Source organism: Pseudoalteromonas sp. SWYJZ98 (assembly GCF_015864495.1).
Lineage (GTDB): Bacteria > Pseudomonadota > Gammaproteobacteria > Enterobacterales > Alteromonadaceae > Pseudoalteromonas > Pseudoalteromonas distincta.
In genome coordinates this window covers 1-24963 of record NZ_JADYXA010000047.1, presented here as the reverse complement: position 1 = coordinate 24963, position 24963 = coordinate 1, and the positions used below count along the sequence as shown (strand labels likewise).

The window sequence follows — 24963 nt, the reverse complement described above, 5'->3', positions numbered from 1 at the left end:
TGTTTAAATTCATTAAAGCTAGAGCGATAGGGTAATAGCTCTAGCTTGGCATACTGGCAGGATCAGTCAATAGCTAAAAAAGATCCTTAGAAAATAATTTGTCTTGGTGAATAGTTACTTACTTTTTAGCTAATAAAGTAAGCTTACCCAATGTAACTATTGCTTGCTCAATTTGCGCGTTCCATTGCACACCATAACTTAACCTTACACAGCTTTTATATTTATTAGAGGCTGAAAAAATAAGCCCTGGGGTTATGCTAATACCCACTTCAAGTGCAAGTAAAAATAACTTTTGGCTATCGTACTCGCCTCCTAAATCTAGCCACATTACGCAACCTCCTTTTGGATCGCTTATACGTGTATTTTTTGGCATAGCTTGTTGTAAGCACCATCGCATACGCTCTTTGTTATCGCGCAGGCGTTGCCTAAGTACTTTTAAATTTCGGTCGTACTCGCCGCTGGCAATAAACTCAGATAACGTCCATTGGTTTATTAACGAAGCAGAGCAACTTAGTGCTCTTTTATATCGCCTTGCTTGCGTTGCAAATTTACCCGCAACTAACCAACCTACACGATAGCTCGGCGCTGCGGTTTTAGAAAAAGATGAGCAACTAATCACTAATCCTTTTTTAGAGTACGCTAAAGCTGGTGTGCCTCGTTTTGCCGTAAAATATAAATCGCCGTATACGTCATCTTCAATAAGCACTACGTCATGACTTTCAAGTAGCTCCACCAGCTGCTGTCTGTTTTTATCTGGCATAAAGCTGCCTACAGGGTTGCTAATTGCAGTCGAGAATAAACATGCTTTTATGTCATGCTCATTCAAAGCGCGTTCCAAATCGCTCAACCAGATGCCATTATCTGGGCACAGTGGTATTTCGAGCGCTTTAAGCCCTAAGCTCTCTATTAGCTCGATAATCCCGTGATAACAAGGCGTCTCAATGGCAACTACATCGCCTGGCTTTGTCACACATTTAAGCGCAATAGCCATGGCTTCCTGTGCACCATTGGTGATCACAAGCTCGTCCATATTTATACCAATGCCAAAATCTAGATAGCGATGCACTAGTTGCTTTTTCAGCGGCACAAATCCATCTGTTGGCCCATAGTTAATGGCTTTACTGCCGGCAATTGTCATTACTCGGCGCATATTTCTGGCCAGTGCTTTATCGGTAGGTGCAGCGGCTATAGGATTAGCGATACCAAAAGGGACTACGTTAGCTTGATGAATGGCGCTGTATACCTGCTCTATTAAGGCTTGTTTATTTACCACAACAGGCTCGCGACTCAATTTAACTCGCTTAGGTAAGTTATGCGCGGCGTTAACAGCTTTTAAAAAGTAACCTGATTTTTCGCGTGCCTCTACTAGCCCTTGATCCTCAAGTGCTTGATACGCTTGTTTTACAGTGGGAATACTTATATTTAAGTTATCTGCCATTTTACGTAGTGATGGTAGTTTTTCGCCGGGGAGTAAAACTTGTTGAGCACTCATATCCCTAATTAACTGAATAACTTGTTGATATAAAAAATCGTGCCCTTGGCTATTTTTTTGTCTTATCATCACACACCAAATCTGTATAGGTTACATTTTTACTTTTCTGTATATGGTAAGTATACAGATAGGTCTTAAAATAGCCATTCAATCGGGCTTTGAGGACTAACCATGAAAAGTGCAGCGCTATACATTACAACCGTTTTAATTTGGGGTTCTACTTGGTTAGCCATAGAATTTCAACTAGGCGATATTGCAGTCGAGTTATCGTTATTTTATCGCTTTGCTATTGCAGCGCTTTTAATGTGGTTGTATGTAGCGTACAAAAAACCCGACATGCGTTTCTCATTAGTCGATCATGGCTTTTTTGCTTTATTAGCTCTGTTTAACTTTGGTTTAAATTACTTAATGCTTTACTGGGCACAAAATTACCTAACCTCAGCCATGAGCTCCATTGCCTTTTCGATGCTGCTGGTTATGAACATAGTTAACACTCGACTATTTTTTGGTAAACCAATCTCAAAGCGAATTTATACAGGAGCTGTTCTTGCTGTATTAGGTATTACGTCCCTGTTTTGGCCGCAGTTACAGCAGTTCGACTTAAGTAATGGTGCATTGGTCGGGTTACTACTTGCTCTTAGCGGTACCTTTGTGGCTTCATTAGGAAATATGGTAAGCGTTCGAAATTCTCGTAAGCAAATTGGTGTATTACAAGGTAATGCATGGGGCATGTTATATAGCGCCGTAGGCTTAGCGCTATATGTATTAATGAATGACGTGCAATTTAGTGTAAACGCGCCACCGAGTTACTGGTTATCATTACTCTACTTATCAATATTTGGCACCGTAATCGCTTTTGGTTGCTACTTTGCACTACTAAAAAATATTGGCCCCGAAAAAGCCAGCTACGTTATTGTTTTATTTCCATTAGTGGCAGTAACGCTAAGTAGTTTTTTTGAAGGGTTTGAATGGCACGCAAATACCTTTGCAGGGTTTAGCTTAGTACTATTAGGTAACGCCATTGTGCTTACCCCAACAAAACGAATTAACGCCTTTTTAGCTAATAGAGCAATAGCTAAAAATGGCTCCGTCCCCAGTTAGACGCGTTATTAACGCAACTAACGCAAAAGCGCCTACTTTACTGTAGGCGCTTTTTTATTGGCATATGAAAAAGTAAGGCCTGTCCATGCACACTAACAACTGCAGGAGTTTTACCTATCAGCTCACCATCTGCTTCAATCAATAGCCCTTCAGTATTTATGGAAGCTGTATTTAAGCGACTATAGGTAAGGTTTTTTATATACTCATGACGCTTAAAAAATAACTTAATAAAGCTTATTACGTTATAAAAAAGCCCACCCGATCGCATTTGATAACACTCAAGCAGCCCATCAGTTAAATCTGCTTTTGGCGCTATTTTTAGTCCGCCACCAAAGTACTTATGATTAGCAAATACAGTAATTAAATTTTGATACTGCCTTACATCGTTATTAAACGTACCTTGCAACTGCTGAGCTTGATAATAAAATAGCTCTTTAATACTCGTCCAACTGTAATCAAAAGATGAAAAATTAGCTTTCTCGTTAATTGTTTTAATAACATGAGCATCAAATCCTACCCCTGCAATATTAATAAAATAGCGGCTATTAATTTTTCCTATATCAATTGCTGTCGGTGTATTAAATAATGCCTTTCGCCAATCATCTTCTTTGCAATTAAACCCTCTGGAGAAATCGTTACCTGTACCGCAAGGTAATAATGCTAACGAACAGCTGCTGCCTATTAGCGCATTAACCGCCAAGTTCAATGTCCCATCGCCACCTAGTGCAACTACTTTGGGAAATTTACTCAGTAACAACCTTATTTGAGCGCAGTCATCGTCAAAGCTTCCCGTTGTAGTAAATATACAATAAGAAAAGCTGCGTTTTTTACAGATATTTTTAAGCCATGCCAATGATTTTTGGCTCTGTTTTTTGATACTTGGTTTAATAATTATAAGTAGTGACAAGCTTTTGTTTCCAGCAATGTATTTTAGAGTGAGATAACAAACGTTTAATTAAATTTTTTTAATCTGAATAAATAATCAAAAAACATTGTATAAAATGCATAAAAATAAATTAAAAAACCAAAAACCCCAACATCAAAGGGGTTAAAACCAACCGCCATATAAATAGCTATGCAAAAACAGTAATGCAACTTACTGAATCGCATATTAATAAAATCAATTCAGATTAGTTTAACTAATCCCTCAGGCTCAATTTTTATCGTTGTATTTTTAACCAAACAACGTGCAAAATGCACGCGATTTCAACAGATACAACCGGAGCAAAATAATGAAACCAATTAATACATTAAATCAAACAGCAGCAGCGCAAGTAGCCGTTAAACCAACTAACCGTAAAGCAAGAATGTTAGCTAAACTTAACACGATTGGTAAAAGACTAGCACTTAGCGGTGCAGCTCAATATAAATAATCACCCAACCATGATTATTTTTCGGTGCAGCGAACACTCAACCACTAAATGAAGTCACTTATTTAGCTCCCATTGTTTGCTGCAACCTATTTATTTTATTAAAAATTGCCTTAATTTCCCCTTATTTACAAAAAAAACCTCATTTACGTATGTTTTTTAGGCAAACAGTCATTTTGCTATTTACACAGCGGTATCACCTAAGTATTATTCTGCGTCACGGAGAGATGGCAGAGTGGTCGAATGCACCGGTCTTGAAAACCGGCATGGGTTTATAGCCCATCTAGGGTTCAAATCCCTATCTCTCCACCATATTTTAATTGGTGGCTTTTTTTACTCCATCAATACAACCGGTTATGCGTTGGAGAGGTGTCCGAGTGGCCGAAGGAGCTCCCCTGCTAAGGGAGTATAGAGNATGCGTTGGAGAGGTGTCCGAGTGGCCGAAGGAGCTCCCCTGCTAAGGGAGTATAGAGTTTGTAGCTCTATCGAGGGTTCGAATCCCTCCCTCTCCACCATACTTAATTTAAACCACTTAATTGTGGTTTTTTTGTGCCTAAAATTTAACACCGATACTAAATTGGGAGGGTGAGAACCTTCGACAGGGTTCGACAAAATGTCTGGAACATTTTAGGCCGCTGCAAGCGTCGCGCAGCGATTGATTACATGGATGTAAGCAAGTCTATCCCTCCCTCTCCACCATACTTAATTTAAACCACTTGATTGTGGTTTTTTTGTGCCTAAAATTTAACACCGATACTAAATTGGGAGGGTGAGAACCCTCGACAGGGTTCGATAAAATGTCTGGAACATTCTGGGCCGCTGCAAGCGTCGCGCAGCGATTGATTACATTGATGTAAGCGAGCTTATCCCTCCCTCTCCACCATACTTAATTTAAACCACTTAATTGTGGTTTTTTTGTGCCTAAATTTTAACACCGATACTAAATTGGGAGGGTGAGAACCCTCGACAGGGTTCGACAAAATGTCTGGAATATTTTAGGCCGCTGCAAGCGTCGCGTAGCGATTGATTACATGGATGTAAGCAAGTCTATCCCTCCCTCTGGACCATACTTAATTTAAACCACTTGATTGTGTTTTTTGTGCCTAAAATTTATAAAAACTAAACAAATTGTGCCTAGTAATAACTTAGGGCATTATTAACACAACTTTAGCCACTTTTAGGTTTAGCTATGATCCGGTTCATATTGCTATCATTTTGCGCGGCAGCACCATTTTTTACCTTGGCACAAAGTACAACAGTGTATAAGTGTGTAATTAAGGGCGTTCCTACTTTTAGCCAAACGCCTTGCGCTAAAGATGCACAAGTTATTACTCTAAAAGATATAAATGTAATTGAAGCATATAAAAGCTCTACGCCCGGTAAAGGTATTACCGATACCTCTGTTGATGACTACTTAGAGGTTCAGCAAATAGAGCGTGAAATAAAGCGCCTTGAGCTATCTATTGAACAAAGCCAAAAAGAATACGCAGCTAAAAAACAACAAATAGATTATATGACCCAAGATAAGGCCAATCGTTTAGGCGCTTCGTCTATTGCTGATGCTATCGCAACTAAAACAAATTCATTAAAACAAGCCTACGACGCATCAATTAGTCAAACGCAGCAAAAAATAGAGTCATTAAAGCAAAGAAAGCAGCAGCTTAGCCAAAACCCTTAAGCGCTCGTTTTACTATAGAAATAAATTGCGCAACGTCTTCTTGAGTATTATAAATATGTGGCGATACTCGTATTCCAAATTTGCGAGCATCTACACTAACTTTCGCTTTATTAAGCTCTGTAAGTACATGGTCTTGTTGCTTGTTAAAAAACAAAATAGCAGTCCCGCTGCATTTATCACCAATCATAGGTGATGCAACATATTCGCTTAGTTGCTCATGAATAAGCGTAAGCATCGCTAAGTTATGCGCCCTTACCTTGTGAGCTGTTAGCTCTGCAAAGTAGGCAATACTATTTGCGGCAATAATATAAGGCGCTACAGAAGGGGTGCCCCCCCAAAACTTAAGCGCACTGGCGTTATATTCAAAGTGGTTAATATCGAACTCAAATGGATTTTGATGCGAAAACCAACCCACATCTTTAGGCTCACAATACTCTATTTGATTTTTGTTAACCCATAAATAAGCTGCACCTGGGCCACCACATAACCATTTAACGCTCGAGCCAATCATAAAGTCCGCATCGAGCACGCTTAAATCAAGCGGTATAACACCCGCTGACTGAGCAACATCAACTATTGATAAACTATTGGTTAATTTACTTATAGCTACAATATCGTACACAGGCGCCTGTACACCTGTATTTGAATACACATGGCTTATAAAAACTAAATCGATATCACAAGTTATATAACGCTGCCAAACACTAATATCTGTTAGGTTTTCGTGCTCAGGTATAAATATGATTTGCGCGCACTTTGGCAACGCTTTTTGCATTACAAAACCCATACTCGGAAAATCACTTTGCGCCATAAGCACTTTACAATTTTTTTGCTGTAGCCGTGGATGCGACATAAGCAATTTTGTTAAGCCACTTGATAAATTAACCTGAGGACAAAACTGCGAACTAGGCGCATTAAATAACTTACCAAGCGCGGTAGTAAATTGCTCAACTGCGGGTAGCCATTGTTGCCAAGGTTCTTTATTTGAGCTCTCCCACGGTAAAAAGTAGTGCTGTGCTAAATATTGCTGCGTATTTTTAAGAGGACGCCCTACCGAGTGGTTTAGTAAATAACAGCCATCAGCCATACAAAAATCATCTTTAAGCATGCTATTTAACCCATTCTTTAAGTGTATTTAGATCGTCAAAACGTGTTTTTATATCGTCGCGTTTTGCGCTAGCTCGCCTATCTCTTAATTTTTCGAGCGAATCAAGTAACACATTAAGCGGCGGACCACTTGCTGTTACCTTGCTCATATGCTGCTGTTGCATATTTTTTGAAGGCTGAGCAATAAACTTTTCAACCAGTTGATTATGATGACCGACTGCGGTGTCGCCATGTAATTTACACACTTGAATAAATAACGTTGCGTGGCTTTTAAACCAATCTGTATTTTTATATGGCTCTGCTTGTAAAAAGTCATCCATAAAGCTTTGCATACGCATGGCTTCTCGCAGGATTTGTTGATCCTCTGGCATCATATATAAAAACTTATCCACCAGCATTTGCGAGTAACTAGGCTCGTTTGCACTACACAGCCCTAACAGCATATCAATCACGTTAATGCCTGCAAAGTCACCAGCATTTGCTCCTCTGTAAACCTCTTTACCTACACGGTACGGTTTATAATAAGGGCGAACGCAGTTAAAAAAGCGATCTGTATCGAGCTCAGAATAAAGTGCATTGTTTGACTCAATTACATCTATAAGCGCTTGTTTAGCTACTTTTAATAACTCACCACACAAGGGATGTGAAATACCTAACGGCAATATTTTTAATAAAGCATCACTTGCCCGTTTGTAGGCCAAAATACCTTGGGTGTTGTAATCAAGAAACAGCTTTTCATCAGGTAAATTAGTAAATCGTTTATAAATACCGTTAAGTGCTTTGTTATGAGTAGTTAAGTGGGCGGTAGCAAAACGAGGGGTTACGCCAATGGATGCGCCTATATGCATAGCAAGCGCTGAGGCTTCAATTAGCGGTGAAGTGGTTTCTCTGCTTGGCTCAGTAATTTCATGGCGCCTACACGCTGCCATAAATAATCCTACGTTACCGAGTAAGTCAAAAGCGCTATCAAAGCCTTGATCTGTGTTTCCCTCGGCTAATAAATTACTAATTAATGCGTTGCCTTCTTTTTCTAATTGTTGCTTTAAGGCCTCACCTATTCCTTCTACATTTGCTTTATCGGTTTGCTGCCAATAAAGCTGCTCTAATTCACTATTTAAAGTGACAAACTCTGTTCGTATCCAGTGATCGAAAATAGCGGTATGTGTGTTCATTGGTGTGCTCTATTATTTTTATAGTTAAATGCTAACAGAGTTCAATTAGGGTAAAACGCCAAAAAAATTAGTAAAAACTGCAATACTTAGCAATAATCACTACAAATATAAAAATAATTAATAAAAGCCGACAACTATGTTAGATAAAAAAGACCAGCAATTACTCATTGCACTGCAAAGCCAAGCTCGTATGTCGGTTTCAGATTTAGCTGGCAGTATTAACCTATCGGATACACCTTGTTTAAGGCGTATAAAAAAGTTAGAGCAAGAAAACATTATTACCGGCTACCACGCCGCCATAAATCCCAAAGCACTTAATCTTAATGTATTGGTATATGCGTTTGTACGATTAAGCCAAAACTCGGTCAGTGCTGCAGAGCAATTTGAGCAACATGTAGAAAAATTACCACATGTATTAGAGTGTTGTGTAATATCAGGAAGCTATGATTATTTATTAAAAATCATTGCACATGATCTTGAGAGCTACGAAACGTTTGTGAAACATCAACTAGGTGGCTTAAGCTGTATCGCAAATATAGAATCAACAGTTGTGCTTAAACAATCATTTAGCAAAAAACAGTTACCTTTATAAAAATAACCAAAATAACTTACTGTTAGCTATACTGATATTTCAAAACGACAATAATAATTGCTTGGACCTTATGTGAAAAATTTTAACTCTAAAAATCATTCCATTATTTTTTATATCATGTTTGCTTTAGCATATTTTTTAGTCGGCATAGCACTCACTAAACTTGCTTTTAACTCGCAAATAATTCCAATTTGGTTACCTGCCGGCATAGCACTAGTCGGTTGTTATATTTGGTGGTGGCGCTTTATCCCGCCTTTATTTGTAGCTGCAATTGCCTTTAACCTTAATATTTTTGACAGTTCTGCTCATGAGCTAGTCCTGGTCGGTAACTCATTTAACGAGGCTATGTATATCGCCTTTGGTGTTGTTATACAGGCAATGGTCGGCGCAGCTCTTTTAAAGTATTGGCTTGGGCACCCGCTGCGCTTTAAAAAGCGCAAGAATATAATTTACTTTATCCTTGTCATAGCAATATTGGTCAGCTTAATTTCGGCTAACTTTGGCGTATTTGCCTTAAGCCAATTCAACTCGATTTACAGTATTGATAATCATTGGAATAATGTTATTTACTGGTGGCTTGGCGATACATTAGGGGTATTAATTGCAACTCCATTTTTACTTTCTTTATTACCACAAAAGTCTAATCAACATACTATATCGGCATTTCCGACAATTGCAGTATGCTCAGTTTTATTTTTATCAGTCGCGGTAACAACGCAGTTATACGATCAAGAAAATCGTATAAGCACTATTTAAATTGCCGAACGTGAAGTCCACGTTATAGAAAACAGCCTTTATAGATATACAAATCGCAGTATTATTGCAGTGCAGAGCTTAGCAAGTCAGGTTCAATCATCTCCCATGCTGAGCCAGCAAGATTTTTATTCTTATGCTAGTCAGTTACTAACTCAATACGAGTTTATTAACGCTTTATCGTGGAATGCAAAAATACCTCAAGATCAACGAGAAGTCTTTGCTCAAGAAATATCAAATATTTACCATTTAGATATTGATATAGTTGGCGAACCTCTTGAAATTAACGATCCCCTTGTTATAGTAAAATACATAGCTCCTTTTAATGGTAATCAAAAAGCTATTGGCTTTAATGTATTTTCAAACCCTGATCGAAAAAACTCTCTGCTTAACCCCGCTATAAAGTACATGCCAGTCGGAACTAAAATAATTCAGTTGGTGCAAACCAAACAACCTAAACCAGCCTATTTATTATTTGCCCCTGTGTACTCCCAATATAACGATGAAAAAACAATTAAAGGCTATGCCACTGGTATATTTTTAGTGCGTAGTATTATTGAGCAGGCCATTTCTAAAGAACAGTCTGATATGTTTTCGATTGGTATATACGAAGATACAAACACACCGCCGTTTTATAGTAATTACTCTCAGGATGTTCAGCAAGCCAAAGGCAGCCGATTAATGTCGTTTGACGTGGACTTTGCAGGGCAAAAATGGATTGTAAAACTAGCCCTTAAAGAAAGCTTTTTAACACAACATAATAGTCAACTAACTCTATTATTGCTCATACTCCAAGTTGCCGTATGTTCTTTAATTTTAATGGTTTTACTGCTGTTTAATCAGCAACAAATTGCACTTACACGTCAAGTTGCAGAGCGTACACACTCACTCGCACAAGCAAAGCAGCAGTCTGATTTAGCTAATCAGGCTAAAAGCCAATTTTTAGCGAATATGAGCCACGAAATACGTACACCATTAAACGCCGTTATTGGTTTCTCTTCACTTGCCCGAGAAACAGACAGTGCAAGTACACTCATTGGCTATTTAGATAAAATAAACTCATCATCTAAAAGTTTATTAAACTTAATTAATGACATTCTTGATATATCAAAAATAGAATCCCAAAAGTTAGTTATTGAATCTATTGCATTCGACCTAGGTGCCTTAATAACACGCATAGACAATATGTTTGAACAAAGCGCAGTTAACAAAGGTATTAACTGGCAAGTTAACTCAAAGCTACCTTTAAATACCTGGTTTATTGGTGATCCTATGCGAATTGAGCAGGTATTACTTAATTTATGTAGTAACGCGATTAAATTTACAAGCCAAGGCAGCGTTGCTTTAAACATAGAAACAGAGTTTACTGCCGCCAATAAAGTAAAGCTTGTTATAAACGTTAGTGATACCGGAATAGGTATAAAACCAAGCCAGCATAAAAAATTATTTAACGCATTTACCCAAGCTGATAGTTCTACCTCAAGGCAGTTTGGCGGTACAGGACTTGGCTTAACCATAGCTAAAGAGCTAAGCCAGCTAATGGGGGGAGAAATAACACTTAAAAGTGAAATAGATAAAGGCTCTACTTTTACATTTTCAATACGATTAGAAACAACAGAGCCTAAAAAAGAACATGTTATTACATTTGATAATACTAATATTACTTCGCTAGACATTTTGGTCGCAGAGGATAACCCAGTAAATCAAATGGTTATTAAAGCGATGCTTGGCTCGTTAGGGATTGTGCCGTATATAGTAGAAAACGGTGAGTTGGCGGTCGATATAGTGAAAAAACAACATTTTGATTTAGTCCTTATGGATTGCCAAATGCCTATAATGGATGGCTATAGAGCAACGGCACTGATCCGCCAGTTTAAAACCGAACAAGAACTCCCGATTATTGCTTTAACTGCCGACGTAATGCCAGAGGATAAAGCACATGCACAAGCAGTTGGATTTAATCAACATCTTGCAAAACCGCTTGAACTCATTAAGCTAACCGAGTGTCTTGTCCAATATGCAGAAGTTAATGAACAATAGTGGTTTAATTTTAAGAATAGTTTTAAGAGTATTTTTGGGTTTTGTTTTAAGTGTTTTTTCTCACACAGCTGTCGCTCAAAACTGTATATCGCAGGCGAGCGACTTTAAATTTATAACAAAAAGTAAGCAACAAGGCTTATTACGCTTTGAAAATGAGCACAACCACCAGCGCTTTAATTACCACGCCCTTTTGCCATTTAACGATTACTTAGATTTTGCATATAAACATATAAATAAAGCCAATCCACGTGCAAATATGCCATGCCCTGTTATTACACAAACGTATCAGCAATTAGTAACACAAGGTACGCGAAAACCTGACCCTACTATTGCAGATATTATTGCCCCTTTTGAGCTTACGCATCCAAACAGCAATAAAGTTGCGCTATTAATCCACGGACTAACTGACTCCCCCTTTACGTATCACGATTTAGCACAAGTGTATTATCAGCAAGGCTATACTGTGCGTACTATTTTATTACCAGGACATGGTAGCGCCGCAAGTGCCTTACTTAATGTAGACGTTAGCCAATGGCAACAAGCAATAAAATACGGTATTGAACGCTCCGTACAAGACTTTGATGAGGTGATACTCGCAGGTTACTCTACCGGTGCAGCGTTACTTATTGATTACGCAACCAAACACACTGTATCCCCTAAAATTAAAGCGCTTATGCTTTATTCGCCAGGCTCTGAGCCACATAATAAGTACGGCTGGATAGCAAAGTGGATTGATGCCATACCCTTTGTTAATTGGATTGATAAAGACGCCGATGTAGACTTTGCTAAGTATGAGTCATTTCCTTTAACTGCAGCTGCCGCTTCGTACGATGCAATGTCTCTTGCAAGCGTAAGTAGCTTAAACAAACGCCCTGCACTTAAATTACCTATTTTTAGTGTACTTAGCGATATTGATACCACGATAGATACGCGTGCCACGCTAAAATTATTAAGTGCATTACACCAAGGTAATTCAATCAAATATAAGCCGCTCGATACTTTAGTACTTTATGGAAGCACTGATATTTTACCGCCAGACTTTGCTAGTGACTACACAGTAAATAATCCGCAATGCACAACACGTCAATGTAAAAAGGTTCATGGTATGTCGCATATTGCTGTTGTTAACTCACCGCAAAATCCACATTATGGAATTAACGCAACTTATCGCAATTGTGGCAGCTTTATTAACGACGAGTCCCTATATAAAACATGTAAAACAACTAAAAACCCACAACTAGGAGAGCGTACAAGCGCCAACTTAAAACACTATCCAGCTTTACAGCGCTTAACTTATAATCCTCATTTTACCGAGCTTAAAATGCAAATTAGTACGTTTATTAAAAACGTAGAACAGCTTAGAACAACTACAAGGTAAGTAGTCATGGGAACGTTTTCGCACCAATGGTTTAGCAGTATTAATGAGATTGATCAGGCGCAGTGGCAACGTTTATTTGGTGATGAACCATTTACTCAACATGCTTTTTTATATGCCCTTGAACAAAGCCAATGCGTAACACAGAAAAGTGGTTGGCAGCCCCATCACCTCGCTATTTTTGAAAGTGATACGCTCGTTGCACTTGCACCCGGGTATTTAAAAAGTCATTCATACGGCGAGTATGTATTTGACTGGGCATGGGCTGAGGCATACGAAAAACACGGTTTAGAATATTATCCCAAGTGGCTATCTGGCATTCCTTTTAGCCCTATTGAAGGCAAGCGTATTGCTATCGAGCACGCTAACCCTAATGCGGTGTATCAGTACATTACAGAGCAACTTAGCTTACACAGTGCTGAGCAAAGTTGGTCGGGGTGGCATGTTAACTTTTGCGATCAAGCTCAAGCAACATCATTAACTGAGCAACACGCCATGCTAAGAGTGGGTGTGCAATTTCAGTGGTTTAATAAAGGTTTTGAAACCTTTGACGATTTTTTGCAAATACTTAACTCACGAAAACGTAAATCCCTTAAAAAAGAGCGAGCTAAAATAGCGCAACAAAATATTGATATTGAATGGCTGCAAGGAACGCAAATTACGCCCGAGATAATGCAATTGTTTTGTGAGTTTTATCAGCGTACCTACTTAAAGCGATCTGGTCATTTGGGCTATTTAAATATGGAGTTTTTTACGCTTTTACATGCATTAATGGCTAATAACCTCGTTATTATGCTGGCCAAAAAAGACGACAACGTGATTGCTGCAACACTTAGTTTAGTAGGTGAGAATACGCTTTATGGGCGCTACTGGGGAGCAAGTGAGGAAGTAGATTCGCTTCACTTTGAGTTGTGCTATTACCAAGGTATTGAGTTTGCAATAAAGCATAAACTCAGCTGCTTTCATTCGGGAGCACAAGGTGAGCACAAAATAGCACGCGGATTTGAACCCGTACTTACCTACTCTGCTCACCATATTGTTGATGGCGATTTCAGTAATGCAATAAGCGACTACTTAAAGCGTGAACGCGGGCATATTGATATATATAAAGAGCAATGTAGCTCATTACTGCCGTTTAAAAACGAGTAACTGATTATTTGCAGGCATGGCAGTATCGCTAATAAGCGTAAGCCCTGCTTGCTTAGCTAGTTGTTCAACTGCTTCAAAATCTCTTATTCCACTTAACGGATCGCGCTCTGTTAAAAAGGCACTAAAGTCATCATTACTTGGGCTGGTAAATTCACCTTGGTACTTAAATGGTCCGTAAATACACAACATACCGTCGCTATTTAAGTGACGTTTAACACCATCAAAAAAACGTTCAACTAATTGCCAACTTACAATATGAAATGTGTTTGCAGTATAAATAGCGTCAACCTTATCTACAGGCCATTCATTATTTAAATCAAGCTCAAGTGGTGCATGTAAATTAGTTAAATTAGCTTCGCGGTGCCATAAATTAATCCCTTCGTGGTTTATAGCGCGATCACTTGTATGCCATTGTAAATGTGGTAATTGCTCTGCAAAAAACACACTATGCTGGCCTGTTCCTGATCCGACTTCGAGTACTGTTTTAGTATTTTTTAATATGTCCTTTAATTGCTCTAAAATAGGGGTTTTATTGTTTTCACAGGCTTGTGAAAATGGCTTTGTCATTACTGTGCACCAAAATTGTAGATTAATGCACAACAGTAAAGCAAATTTAGCTTATTTTGTCGTGATGAAAAAGAGGTAATTTTTAAATACTATAACTATCATATGGTTGAGCTGGTTCATTATGGTTGGTACGTAATATGCTTTTATATTGTTAACCCACTAAAGGGTTTAACTTATATTAAATTTCAAAGGATAAAATTATGCATATACCCCCTTATACCGCTGTAGACGCGGCCATTGCTATAACCGAAAAAACCACCGACGATCATAGTTACGTCGTTGATATGAGAGCTACAGTAATCGATTTACTTTCGCACCCTAAACATAATCAACAGGCGATGACCAAACATGAAACAGATCAGATATTTATTCTTGGCTACAATTAATACTCAAATTAGTATCGCAAATAATTTTTATAATAACTGTTTACACTGAAACCGATTAAATGTAATGATAACTATTATCGTTAACTTGAGTCGGTTTTTTTATGTATTCAAATTATGCCCAGCATCGTTGCCATCAAGAACTCTCTTGTCATTGCTTAAGACCTGGCCTGCATGCACCCATGCTCGTTGCCGATTACATAGAAACCGCCCTTAACGTCGCCAAAAAATTTGAGCAACAACATAATCCCTTGCTTCAAGAGTTTTATCTTAGGCGCACACACCATGAAATTATGAACAAAATGTGCGACCCTCTTATACATAATGCTATTCGTAAACAATGTTTAGAGCAGCTATACAAACCATTATTAGCATTAAAACGGTTTTATAAGGTGCATAACAATACTGCACAATTTTTAATACTTGAGCGTGAAGCTCGTATTCTTAGTCACGAATTCAACCCTTTTTAAGGAGCACACTTATGAGCAACTTTAGAACAGAATCAGACAGCATGGGCGAGCTACAAGTACCTACTGATGCGCTTTATCAGGCGCAAACACAACGAGCAGTTAATAACTTTGCCATTAGTGGCTTATCTATGCCAAAGCAATTTATCACTGCACTGGCTTATATAAAACAAGCTGCTGCGCAAAGTAACTGCGAGCTTGGCCATTTAAGTAAAGACAAAGCAAATGCTATTGAGCAAGCTTGTCAAAGTATTATTGATGGCGAGCATGTTGAGCATTTCCCCGTTGATATTTTTCAAACCGGTTCGGGCACAAGCTCAAATATGAATGCCAACGAAGTTATTGCAACGCTTGCTAGCCGATTAGGCAGTGAAAGCATTCACCCTAATGATGATGTAAACATGGGGCAAAGTTCTAACGATGTAGTCCCTACTGCTATCGCACTCAGTAGCGCAATAAATGTAGTGTATGAATTACTTCCTTCGCTTGAAAACTTATCGCAAAGCCTAGAAAAGAAAAAAGCTGAAGTAGGCCATATAGTTAAAACGGGCCGTACGCATTTAATGGATGCAATGCCTGTTACATTTGATCAAACACTAAGTGCATGGCAGTCACAAGTTAACCATGCCGCAGCAGGAATTAGACATAGCTTAGAGCGTGTATGCGAACTGGCACAAGGCGGTACAGCTGTTGGAACAGGAATAAATGCAGACCCTAAGTTTGCAGCCAAATTTGCAGAAAACCTGAGTGCCAATGTAGGCATTAGATTTACGCCTAGTAGTAACTTTTTTTATAACATCGGCTCACAAGACGCCATAGTAGCGCTTTCGGGGCAATTAAAAGTACTCGCTGTAGCACAAATGAAAATAGCGAACGACCTACGCTGGATGAACTCAGGACCACTTGCGGGCTTAGGCGAAATAGAGCTAGAAGCACTTCAACCGGGCTCGTCTATTATGCCTGGCAAGGTAAATCCGGTAATACCAGAAGCCGCAGTCATGGTAAGCGCACAAGTAATCGGTAACGACGCGACCATTACAGTAGCAGGCCAAGCGGGTAATTTTGAGCTAAACGTTATGCTGCCAGTCATTGCGTATAATATTTTGCAAAGCATAGAATTACTTGCCAATAGCGCACAAGCATTGGGCGATAAAGCCATTGCCAGCTTTAAAGTAAATCAGCCTAATATAGATAAAGCACTCGCTAAAAATCCAATTTTAGTGACTGCGCTCAATCCGGTGATCGGTTATGAAAAAGCAGCAAAAATAGCAAAGCAGGCTTATAATGAAGCCCGCCCTATTATTGATGTAGCCGAACAAGAAACCGATTTACCACGCAGTGAACTCGAAAAGCTACTTAATCCCACCAAACTAACGCAGGGTGGACTTTAATAAACGATATTTTTCACGGCTTTAATTACTTGATAATATAGTTTTTATTGCCGTAAAAAATGCACCGTGTATGATAGTGATGAATATTTCATCACTATCAAGGTTTGTTATGCGTACCCCATTGTTAGCCATACTTTTACCACTTTGTTTAACTGCATGCTTAGATAAAACGCCAACTGAAACGCAGCAAGTAACAATAACCTCAGAAACTGAAGCGCCAAAGCAAGAGCTGCAAAAGCTAAAAGAAAACACTCAATTACAAGAAAATACAAAAAATAATGTAATTGCTGAAAGCGTTTCAATAAACGATTTAAAAAACGTTTCAATAGACGATATAAAAACAGCTAAAGCCGAATTAAATACGCTAATTACAGATACGCAATGTGATACCAGCACTCAATGCAGAATAAGTGCAGTAGGCAGTCGCGCATGTGGTGGGCCAAGCAGCTTTATTGTGTACTCAACAAAATCAGCGTCTGAAAAACAAGTAGCAGCCCTTAGCGATAAAATTACTAAGCTTGAAAGTAGTTATAATTCACAAAAAGGGATGATGAGCATTTGTCAGCATTTAACAACGCCAAGCACGCAGTGTGTTGAAAATAAATGTGTTAAACTTGAAGGCTCAGCGGTAAGTGCATTTTAAGGATAACGTTATGAGTTGTTTACCATCGGCAATTAAACTATCAATTTTAAGCATTGCTAGCAGCATTTTATTACTAAGTGGTTGTGCTAGTACTGTGACGTCAAATGAGCAAAGTAAAAACTTGTCTGACTTAAACTATGATCTTAGTAACATGGTGAGTAATAACAGCTGCACCGCAAGTTTTCAGTGCAAAGTACTTGAAGTGGGCGCCCGCGCATGCGGCGGACCGAGTAAGTATGCTGTTTATTCAACGCTGAACACATCTCAAGAAGAAGCTGAACAGCTTGCTCAACAAATAACAAAACAAGAAAAAATACAAAATAAAGCACAAGGCTTAACCGATTGTTCACCAGTACTTAAAGTGCAATCGCTGTGTATTAATCACCAATGCCAGTCGTTTGATATAAAATAAAAGCGGTTGCGTATAATCTAATCTCAGCGTTAACCTAAATACGGAATTAACGCTGAAATTACAACCACCAGCACCACGCAAATACCCGCTTTTATAATGTACTTCATGGGCATTGTTTTAAGCACCCAATATGCATAAATAAAGCGTACAAAATAACTCGCCGCAGTACCAAACAACGCAAAAATAAGTAGATAAGCAATTAGAGTAATATTCATAATAATCTAGTGCAACTACTTAGTTTTTTTAGTGTGAGCAATTAGTAAGTCAGCTACTTGTTGTTTTACGGCTCGCTTATCATCACTTGGGACATCAAAGCGACTGGCTAGTTGCGCAATCTCATCATCATTTAAATTAAACGATAAACGTTGACGCGTTTTTTTAGATTTTACATCTAAGCCAAGTATTTTACGGATCATATCTGACGGCGTTAACTCTTGGTCAATAGCTTGCTTTTTTATCAGCTTTTGAACTTCACTGCTTAGATCAAATGCCATTTGTGTGGCACGCACAGCTTGTTCCTGACGTAACCACTTGTCTTTAGCATCTCTCACTTAGCATCTCCGGGAAACAAGTCTACAATGTCTGACATTGGACGCATGAGCGTTAGCGATACTTCGGTTTCGCCGCCATCCCAAATTTCGATATTTAAACCAAAGCCTTCATTATCTGATGCTAAACAAATCATTTCACATGGTTCACCACCTTCTTGCTCATAGCGAGGCAATGTTTGGTTGCGGTAATCTTTATTATGGAAATAACACACATAAGGCGACTGGCTTTGTTGATAACTTTTAGCTAAGAACTGCATAAAGCGCTCTGGTCTATTTTGCACTGTAATGTGGGTTAACGACTCTTCATCAAAAATACGTGCAAACTCATCAAGGCCAAATATCTCTTCAACTTCGTTTCGCTGAATTTTTATAGAAAAGTTAGCCCACTGCTCGCCGTCATCTTGCTCAATTTGTAAAAATACAACTTGGCCGCTATTTGTCTCAAGTACAAATTCAGTATCGCTGCTGTGCTGATATTGGTAAGTCTGAATATCAGTAACACGTAGCATTTCACCTTTTAACCATGCCGGATAAGCAAATGAGTCGATAACGCTAAACATGTCGCCTTTTTTAAGCTCGCTCGGATGATTAAGCTGACGCTCTGGCTCTTTTTTAGATTTGAAAAAATTAAACATAGGAAGGCTGCCTTCTAAGCAAAAAAGGTAACTGAGCAAAACTCGGTTACCTTTTTAAAGTATAAACGTAATGGTTAGCTATTTTGCTTCGCTTTGATGCGAGCTAAAATATCAGCACTTTTTGGACTTGTGTCGCCAATGCCTGCTTCAGCCATTTTTGCTTTTAAGTCATCGCCATTTACGTCTGACTCAAGTTGCTTTGCAGCACCAAGCTGGTCGCTACGATCTTGTTGACGCTGTTTAATGCGTTCAAGCGATTGACGAGCCGATGTCATAGACGAGCTGTTTGTATTAAGCGTGCTGTTAACAGCCATTGTTGCTTGCTGTACGCTTTCAGTGGTTTTAACCATTGTAAGCTGGCGCTGATTCTCTTTAATCGATTTTTCAGCATCTTTAACTTGCTGCTTAAGCGCAACGATATGGTTACTAAAGCCAGATAATACTTGCTCGTTTTCGGCTTTTTCAGCTTCAAAGTCACCAATTTTTTCTGCAATTTCTAATGCTAACGCTTCGTTGCCCTTTTCAAGAGCTTGGCCTGCATACGCTTCGTGTTCCGCGATTGATGCATCTACAGCGCTAATTTTACGCTTAGTTTGCATTTCTTTAGCCATTACTTCTGTAAGGCTTTTTTTAGCGCGGTGAAGTGCATTTTGCGCGTCTGCAATTTCTTGCTCAAAAATACGGATGCCATTTTTGTCTACAATTGCTTCGCCTGCTTCACGAGCGCCGCCACGTACTGCTGTAAATAATTTTTTTAAAATACTCATAATCTTAACTCCACTAACTGGCTATTAATCGTTTAAATACAAGGTCACGGCTTCTAGTGCATCGATAGCGTTATCGGCTAATGTCACTAGTTCGTGGGTAACGTCATCTAATGATGAATTTACCGACAGTGCACCAAAAATCGCGTATTTGTTATCGATTTTAGCAAATGCACTCAGTGGAATTGGCACGTTTAAACGTAGTAATGTTTCGTTTAACTCGTTGCGTAATTCACTCTTAACTTCATCTTCGTCAAACAAGTAGCTAATACATAACAACTGCTCTTGCGTTTGTGTAACAAAAATTGGAAGTTCATCATTTCCATCAACAATGACTTGTAAAACATCTTGCTCGCCTGGGTTGGCAATCAAGAAAGACTCAAAGTTAGCGCCTTCAGTTTCAAAAGAAGCTAATTTTATTGAAAGTTCATTTAATTCCATGTCTCTGCCTTTTGTCGTTTGACATATTATGTCTGAGTTAAGATTCTCACGGCCGACATATTATGTCAACCATGTTTTATTAGTTTTTATACAATTCGCTTTCTATTTGCCATGCAGTTCGGTAGTAATCATAAAGCTGACCAGATCCTAACCTATTGACCTCAATACTTTTAACTTGTTCAAAGTAGTGGTTAGGAAATACAAAACTTGCCAATAAATATTCTTTACTAATCCACCTTGATGGCACAGGCATAGCCGTTGCATCATTAATACGGCCACTGGCCGACTGACCCATTTTAGTGGCTATAGTCCAGCCCCACTGCCCAAACGAAGGTATGTTTTGCTGATACTGCTCAACATACTCAAACCCTGCGGCTTTAACTGTTTTAGCAATGCTTAAAAACGCTTTTTTAGCGTGGTAAGGTGAAGTTGATTGAACCGCCATTGCGCCATCGGGTGCTAATAACTGACGTACATGATTATAAAAATAGTCACTGTACATTTTATTTAGATCAGGGTGATTTGGGTCCGGTAAATCAATTAAGATGGTGTCGAACTGCTTAGATTGATCAAGCAGCTTTTCAACTTCTAAAAATGCATCACCCACAATTATGTTGGCTCGCGAGTCTTGCATCGATTTATTGTTTAGCTGTAGTAATCGCTTATTGATGTGCTCTGGCGGGGTAAAGTCACCGTCTTTATGACCAAATAAATTGAGTAGTTGCGCGTCTAAATCTATTAGCGTTACCTCACTTACAGGCCACTTTAAAACATCTCTAAGTGCAAGCCCGTCACCACCACCAATTATTAATACACGGTCGTGTCTGTTAGAGGCAAGCATTGCAGGGTAAACCAGCATTGAATGATATATTTGCTCATCAATACTTGAGAACTGTAAACGCCCATTTAAATATAAATCGGTGATTGGCTGAGGTTGGTTTTTGCTTAATCTTTCGGTTAAAACTACGTGTTGGTATTTAGTTGCTTGCGAATAAATTACCTTATCTTTGTATAAAACATTACTTAGATTGTTCATCCAGCTACTGCCAAATACTAAAATAAAGCCAAACAATGCCAACAGTACTATATGGCAAACTAAAAGTGCCTTAGCAAAGCGCACATAGGTGTGATAGCGCCATAAAAAAGCGAGTCCTGCGATGATATTAAATAACGCCGTCCACGCCGCAGCTTGCATTATAGGCATTGAGAGCATGATGCTTACCCAAATGGCGGCACCAATACCAGCACCAATATAATCGGCACCATAAATAGTCCCTGCGTTGTTTTCTAAAAAACGGCCATAAACGTGCTGACGAATACGCGCTATAAGCGGTATTTCCATACCAATAAATAAGCCCAGTATTAAACCAAAAACATAAGGTAGAAAACGTGACCACTCTTGTAGCTTTTGAAATACGTAACCATTAAGTACAACATCTGGGGGTAAATTAAAAATGCTCGAAAATAAATGAGGAAGAGAATAACTTACAGCTATTACACCCGCTATCGCTAAAATGCAGCCCATGCCAACCAAAGCAATAATGCTTTCTAGCCAAGCAAAAGCGGTAAATGCATCTTTAAACCAACGCGCTAAAAAAGCGCCTAAGCCCATTGCTACAATCATAGTACCGATCATGGCGTAAATAGCGCTTTCTACTGAGCCAAGTACACGGCCCGCATAATGAGAGAGTAAGTATTCATAAATAAGGCCGCACCCAGCAAGCACGGCCATAACAGTAATTAGTAATATATCGTGCCCAAGTAAGCGAGACTTACTTGGGGGAGTGTTGGTTGATGACACTGATTATGCGCCTAGTAAGGTTGCCATAGTGATACCTACAGCAAATGATACTGCTGCAGAAATAGCTGCTACACCTACATTTTTTTGACGATTAACTTCATCGGAAATATCGCAACCAGATAAAATTATTTTAATTGTCACTAAGTGCAAAATAATAAATGCGACAAGGCTCACAACAGCGCTAATAGCCCAGTATAGTAAACTCGCATTAATGTTATCAGCAGCGTATGGCGCAACACCCGTTGCAGCTGTAATAGCTAATGCACTACCTATTAAAAATCCAGCGTAACGAATACCCACAGCTAAGTTACCATCAACAATTGCTTGTTGTAGGCAGTCGCCACTTTTGTTTGTACGCTTAAATAACTGCACTCGGTACTGGCTAACAAGTAGTAATACAACACTACCTATAATAAAGGCAGCAATTACAATTGGAAGACCATGCCAGCCATCAGTAGCCACCCATAAAAGTGCTGAGCGAATAACTATTGCAACGCTAACAACATGACCAAAATCAATTATTGAAGCTGTAACGTTACCTTTAACTATTTCGTCGTGCAGGCTTACTTTACGAAGCGCTACTTTATCTTGAAAAAAGTGACCCAACTTAATAAGTACAATTGCTAATGCGCCGTAAGCTAACATTTGCAGTGCTTCTTGTTGCAATGTTGCAGCAAAAGAACCACTACTTACACCTGTTAATACAATCGCCAGTGCCACTAAACCAGCGGCAAAGCTAATACCAAAAGCAAAGTTATCACGCTCTGTTATTTCATCATTTGCGTGTAAGTTTGAAACCCAACCTTTTATATATTTAAGGCTTACAAATAATAAAACAATAATTGCAAAATCAATCGCCAATGCTTGTAGCGACCACATAGTTATTCCATTAAATTCATACATATTATTCTAACTCCAACTTTATTCTTTTACTTACCACGGCTCACGCCACGAGAGGTTCTGCTACCGCTATCACGCACCGATCCTGAGCTATTGCTATAACTGCTCGAACGAGAATAACTACTGCGGCTTTTTGGTGGCGTATAACTACTACGGCTTAAACCGGATGCACCTGTTTTTTTACTCGCATAAGGGCTTGTAAACTGCTTACCTTGGCGTTGGTATGTTTGGCGCGTGCGTGTTTCTAGCGCGCTTTGGGTTTTAATTTGTTTAGGGCTTGAGTAACGCGAACGGCCATAGTCATTGTAATAACTATACTTTCGGCGTTTGCTCCAACTTCCATATTCAACACGGTCAAATACATCGCCTAAAATACGGTACATGCCGTACCATTGCCAAAAGCTAATACCATTACTATTTGTTTGCCAGTTACCATAGTTAGGGTTACCTACCATTTGGTTACCAACACCCTCACCTTCAGCTTGCTTACTAATTGCGCCTACACGCGCTAAAGTGCCTTTGGACATATCAGCTAGCATATTAATAGGATCGGTTAACGCATCAGAAAATAGCGTAGGTTTAGACGCATCACGCAACAAATCAATACTATGCAACGTATCTTCGTAAGGAGGAATTAAGTAAGTTCCTTTAATATCTTTAAGTCGCTGTATTAAACCACTATAAAGTGCGCCTCGGCGCGTTGCATCAAGGGTAATTACATCAACAACTTTTGTAAGCTCTGGCTGTTGTTTTTTAAGGAGCTCGCCATATTCTTTAAGTAATACAGCATTGCGCACATTCCCATTATCAAGCGCAGTACCAAGCTGTGACAGCTCTGTATCTGCTTTTTTAATAGACTCTTGAATTGTTTGTTGCAGCTGCTCTTCTTTAGATTGACAACCCATAAGCACTGCGAACAAACAAAACAGGCTTATAAGTTTCCAAGCTTTAATATTCGACATTCATGTCACCTGATTTACTAAATTAACTAAGGTAGTTTTACACAGGTCACTTATTAAACCAAGAATGAAATTGCAACAAAGTAAGTCAGTACAAAATTAAATAAACAGCTATATTTAGTATATGAATTTAAAAGCATTCTCAATGTTAAGGTTTTAGTGCTACAAAGGGCGTAATAAGTAACTTTTTTGTAATTATGGATTGCCTGATTACACAATAATAACTAAAACATAATTAAATGATGGTTAAGGGTTAGATTTGATGCTTCATAGTATTCGATATAAATTTATTATAATAACAACGGTTTTGAGGATGTAACTAATTTTGTGTAACTGCCTATCATTATTTACTCTAAAAAGAGTTTAAGGATTAGGCGATGAACATGAATAAAGAAGAACTCGAAGCGTTTGCAAAAGAAGCAGCTAAAAGTATTAAAACACCTGACGATTTAAATAAATTTAGTCAGATGTTAAAAAAGATAACTGTTGAAGCCGCACTTAATGCAGAAATGGATGAACATTTAGGCTATCAAAAACACAGTAAATCCACGAGCAGTAATAGCCGAAATGGTAAAACAAGTAAGCGTATCAAGACAGAAGACGGTGAGTTTGAGCTTGATACGCCCCGCGACCGTGAAGGCTCTTTTGAGCCACAGCTTGTTAAAAAGCATCAATCTCGATTCACCTCAATGGATGATAAAATTTTATGGCTGTATGCCCAAGGAATGAGCACACGCGATATCGTGAATGCCTTTCATGAGTGGTATGGCGCTGATATCTCTACCACATTGCTGTCACGTGTTACCAGCGCTGTTATGGAGCAAGTCACTGAATGGCAATCTCGCCCCCTGGATGCGATTTATCCTATTGTTTATTTGGATTGCTTGGTTGTAAAAATACGCCAAGATAAGCGCGTTATCAAAAAGTCTATTTACCTTGCTTTAGGTATTAATATTGACGGCCATAAAGAATTGCTTGGCATGTGGATTTCAGAAAATGAAGGGGCTAAGTTTTGGTTGAGCGTGCTCACCGAATTAAGCCAACGGGGCGTTGAAGATATCTTAATCGCGTGCGTAGATGGGCTGAAGGGATTTCCTGGTGCAATTAATACTGCTTACCCGCAAACTCATGTTCAATTGTGTATAGTGCATATGGTTCGAAACTCATTGAAATATGTCTCATGGAAAGATTATAAAGCCGTGACGGCCGATTTGAAGCTG

Annotated in this window: 25 protein-coding genes, 2 tRNA genes and 1 pseudogene; 15 read left to right on the top strand and 13 right to left on the bottom strand. The window is 38.9% G+C overall.

Features of this window, described 5'->3' with window-relative positions; all coding sequences use genetic code 11:
- Positions 1–118: 118 nt before the first annotated feature.
- A complete protein-coding gene (locus tag I6F10_RS17790; RefSeq protein ID WP_165744632.1) occupies positions 119–1561 on the bottom strand; it encodes an aminotransferase-like domain-containing protein in 1443 nt (480 codons plus the stop codon).
- A gap of 102 nt (positions 1562–1663) precedes the next feature.
- Here I6F10_RS17790 and I6F10_RS17785 point away from each other — a divergent pair, with 102 nt between their 5' ends.
- A complete protein-coding gene (locus I6F10_RS17785; protein WP_197099195.1) occupies positions 1664–2593 on the top strand; it encodes a DMT family transporter in 930 nt (309 codons plus the stop codon).
- Positions 2594–2630: 37 nt separating this feature from the next.
- On the opposite strand, the gene I6F10_RS17780 is transcribed toward I6F10_RS17785, so the two are convergent.
- A complete protein-coding gene (locus I6F10_RS17780) occupies positions 2631–3500 on the bottom strand; it encodes a diacylglycerol/lipid kinase family protein (protein ID WP_165744628.1) in 870 nt (289 codons plus the stop codon).
- 325 nt (positions 3501–3825) lie between these two features.
- Here I6F10_RS17780 and I6F10_RS17775 point away from each other — a divergent pair, with 325 nt between their 5' ends.
- The 4 genes from I6F10_RS17775 to I6F10_RS17760 all read left to right on the top strand — a co-directional run bounded on the left by I6F10_RS17775 (position 3826) and on the right by I6F10_RS17760 (position 5641).
- Positions 3826–3966 carry a hypothetical protein gene (locus I6F10_RS17775; RefSeq protein ID WP_004335040.1) on the top strand — a complete coding sequence of 47 codons (141 nt, stop codon included), beginning with the start codon at positions 3826–3828 and terminating at the stop codon, positions 3964–3966.
- A gap of 218 nt (positions 3967–4184) precedes the next feature.
- A tRNA-Ser gene (locus I6F10_RS17770) sits at positions 4185–4275 on the top strand.
- A 110-nt stretch (positions 4276–4385) separates the two neighbouring features.
- Positions 4386–4478, top strand: a tRNA-Ser gene (locus I6F10_RS17765).
- 674 nt (positions 4479–5152) lie between these two features.
- The gene (locus I6F10_RS17760) at positions 5153–5641 is read left to right on the top strand and encodes an RNA-binding protein (protein ID WP_024597153.1); all 489 of its coding nucleotides are present in this window, start codon (positions 5153–5155) and stop codon (positions 5639–5641) included.
- Here I6F10_RS17760 and I6F10_RS17755 read toward each other — a convergent pair.
- Entirely contained in the window at positions 5625–6749 is a 1125-nt protein-coding gene (locus I6F10_RS17755) for an aminotransferase class V-fold PLP-dependent enzyme (RefSeq protein ID WP_165744626.1), read from the bottom strand. The two genes, I6F10_RS17760 and I6F10_RS17755, sit on opposite strands and share 17 nt — an antisense overlap.
- A gap of 1 nt (position 6750) precedes the next feature.
- On the bottom strand, positions 6751–7920 hold the full coding sequence (locus I6F10_RS17750) for a PrnB family protein (RefSeq protein WP_165744624.1): 1170 nt from the start codon (positions 7918–7920) through the stop codon (positions 6751–6753).
- A gap of 136 nt (positions 7921–8056) precedes the next feature.
- Between I6F10_RS17750 and I6F10_RS17745 the strand changes: the two genes are divergently transcribed.
- The 4 genes and pseudogenes from I6F10_RS17745 (at position 8057) to I6F10_RS17730 (ending at position 13829) form a co-directional block, all read left to right on the top strand.
- Positions 8057–8512, top strand: coding sequence for an Lrp/AsnC family transcriptional regulator (locus I6F10_RS17745; protein ID WP_024604725.1), 456 nt, complete (start codon positions 8057–8059; stop codon positions 8510–8512).
- A 72-nt stretch (positions 8513–8584) separates the two neighbouring features.
- Positions 8585–11305 (top strand): annotated as a pseudogene (locus I6F10_RS17740) (ATP-binding protein).
- Positions 11295–12683 carry an alpha/beta hydrolase gene (locus I6F10_RS17735; RefSeq protein ID WP_165744621.1) on the top strand — a complete coding sequence of 463 codons (1389 nt, stop codon included), beginning with the start codon at positions 11295–11297 and terminating at the stop codon, positions 12681–12683. The pseudogene I6F10_RS17740 and the gene I6F10_RS17735 overlap by 11 nt, the downstream one beginning before the upstream one ends.
- A gap of 6 nt (positions 12684–12689) precedes the next feature.
- The gene (locus tag I6F10_RS17730) at positions 12690–13829 is read left to right on the top strand and encodes a GNAT family N-acetyltransferase (protein WP_165744620.1); all 1140 of its coding nucleotides are present in this window, start codon (positions 12690–12692) and stop codon (positions 13827–13829) included.
- Here the strand turns inward: I6F10_RS17730 and I6F10_RS17725 are convergent.
- A complete protein-coding gene (locus I6F10_RS17725) occupies positions 13806–14396 on the bottom strand; it encodes a DUF938 domain-containing protein (protein ID WP_165744618.1) in 591 nt (196 codons plus the stop codon). The two genes, I6F10_RS17730 and I6F10_RS17725, sit on opposite strands and share 24 nt — an antisense overlap.
- Positions 14397–14596: 200 nt before the next feature.
- Between I6F10_RS17725 and I6F10_RS17720 the strand changes: the two genes are divergently transcribed.
- The 5 genes from I6F10_RS17720 to I6F10_RS17700 all read left to right on the top strand — a co-directional run bounded on the left by I6F10_RS17720 (position 14597) and on the right by I6F10_RS17700 (position 17692).
- Positions 14597–14782 carry a hypothetical protein gene (locus I6F10_RS17720; RefSeq protein ID WP_165744616.1) on the top strand — a complete coding sequence of 62 codons (186 nt, stop codon included), beginning with the start codon at positions 14597–14599 and terminating at the stop codon, positions 14780–14782.
- A gap of 101 nt (positions 14783–14883) precedes the next feature.
- Positions 14884–15249 (top strand): hypothetical protein, encoded by a 366-nt coding sequence (locus I6F10_RS17715; RefSeq protein WP_231619999.1) that lies wholly within the window; start codon positions 14884–14886, stop codon positions 15247–15249.
- 11 nt (positions 15250–15260) lie between these two features.
- Positions 15261–16637: a class II fumarate hydratase gene (locus I6F10_RS17710; protein WP_165744614.1), complete on the top strand. Its 1377-nt coding sequence runs from the start codon at positions 15261–15263 to the stop codon at positions 16635–16637.
- Between the two features lie 109 nt (positions 16638–16746).
- Positions 16747–17280 (top strand): hypothetical protein, encoded by a 534-nt coding sequence (locus tag I6F10_RS17705; protein WP_197099194.1) that lies wholly within the window; start codon positions 16747–16749, stop codon positions 17278–17280.
- 10 nt (positions 17281–17290) lie between these two features.
- A complete protein-coding gene (locus I6F10_RS17700) occupies positions 17291–17692 on the top strand; it encodes a hypothetical protein (protein WP_197099193.1) in 402 nt (133 codons plus the stop codon).
- A gap of 29 nt (positions 17693–17721) precedes the next feature.
- Here the strand turns inward: I6F10_RS17700 and I6F10_RS17695 are convergent, their stop codons facing one another.
- The 8 genes from I6F10_RS17695 to I6F10_RS17660 all read right to left on the bottom strand — a co-directional run bounded on the left by I6F10_RS17695 (position 17722) and on the right by I6F10_RS17660 (position 23746).
- A complete protein-coding gene (locus I6F10_RS17695) occupies positions 17722–17907 on the bottom strand; it encodes a hypothetical protein (RefSeq protein WP_024597424.1) in 186 nt (61 codons plus the stop codon).
- Positions 17908–17922: 15 nt separating this feature from the next.
- Positions 17923–18243: a hypothetical protein gene (locus tag I6F10_RS17690; protein WP_149601916.1), complete on the bottom strand. Its 321-nt coding sequence runs from the start codon at positions 18241–18243 to the stop codon at positions 17923–17925.
- Positions 18240–18878, bottom strand: a complete 639-nt coding sequence (locus tag I6F10_RS17685; protein WP_197099192.1) for a hypothetical protein — start codon at positions 18876–18878, stop codon at positions 18240–18242. Before I6F10_RS17685 ends, I6F10_RS17690 begins: the two co-directional genes overlap by 4 nt.
- Before the next feature lie 74 nt (positions 18879–18952).
- Complete coding sequence (locus I6F10_RS17680; RefSeq protein WP_004335088.1) at positions 18953–19645, bottom strand: PspA/IM30 family protein; 693 nt, start codon at positions 19643–19645, stop codon at positions 18953–18955.
- A gap of 24 nt (positions 19646–19669) precedes the next feature.
- Entirely contained in the window at positions 19670–20083 is a 414-nt protein-coding gene (locus I6F10_RS17675; RefSeq protein WP_004335098.1) for a YjfI family protein, read from the bottom strand.
- Positions 20084–20162: 79 nt separating this feature from the next.
- On the bottom strand, positions 20163–21884 hold the full coding sequence (locus I6F10_RS17670) for a polyamine aminopropyltransferase (protein WP_197099191.1): 1722 nt from the start codon (positions 21882–21884) through the stop codon (positions 20163–20165).
- Between the two features lie 3 nt (positions 21885–21887).
- Complete coding sequence (locus I6F10_RS17665; protein WP_165744608.1) at positions 21888–22787, bottom strand: DUF350 domain-containing protein; 900 nt, start codon at positions 22785–22787, stop codon at positions 21888–21890.
- Positions 22788–22813: 26 nt separating this feature from the next.
- Positions 22814–23746 carry a CHAD domain-containing protein gene (locus tag I6F10_RS17660; RefSeq protein ID WP_165744607.1) on the bottom strand — a complete coding sequence of 311 codons (933 nt, stop codon included), beginning with the start codon at positions 23744–23746 and terminating at the stop codon, positions 22814–22816.
- A gap of 380 nt (positions 23747–24126) precedes the next feature.
- Between I6F10_RS17660 and I6F10_RS17655 the strand changes: the two genes are divergently transcribed.
- Positions 24127–24963: IS256 family transposase (locus tag I6F10_RS17655; protein ID WP_231620000.1), on the top strand; the 837-nt coding region annotated here is incomplete at its 3' end.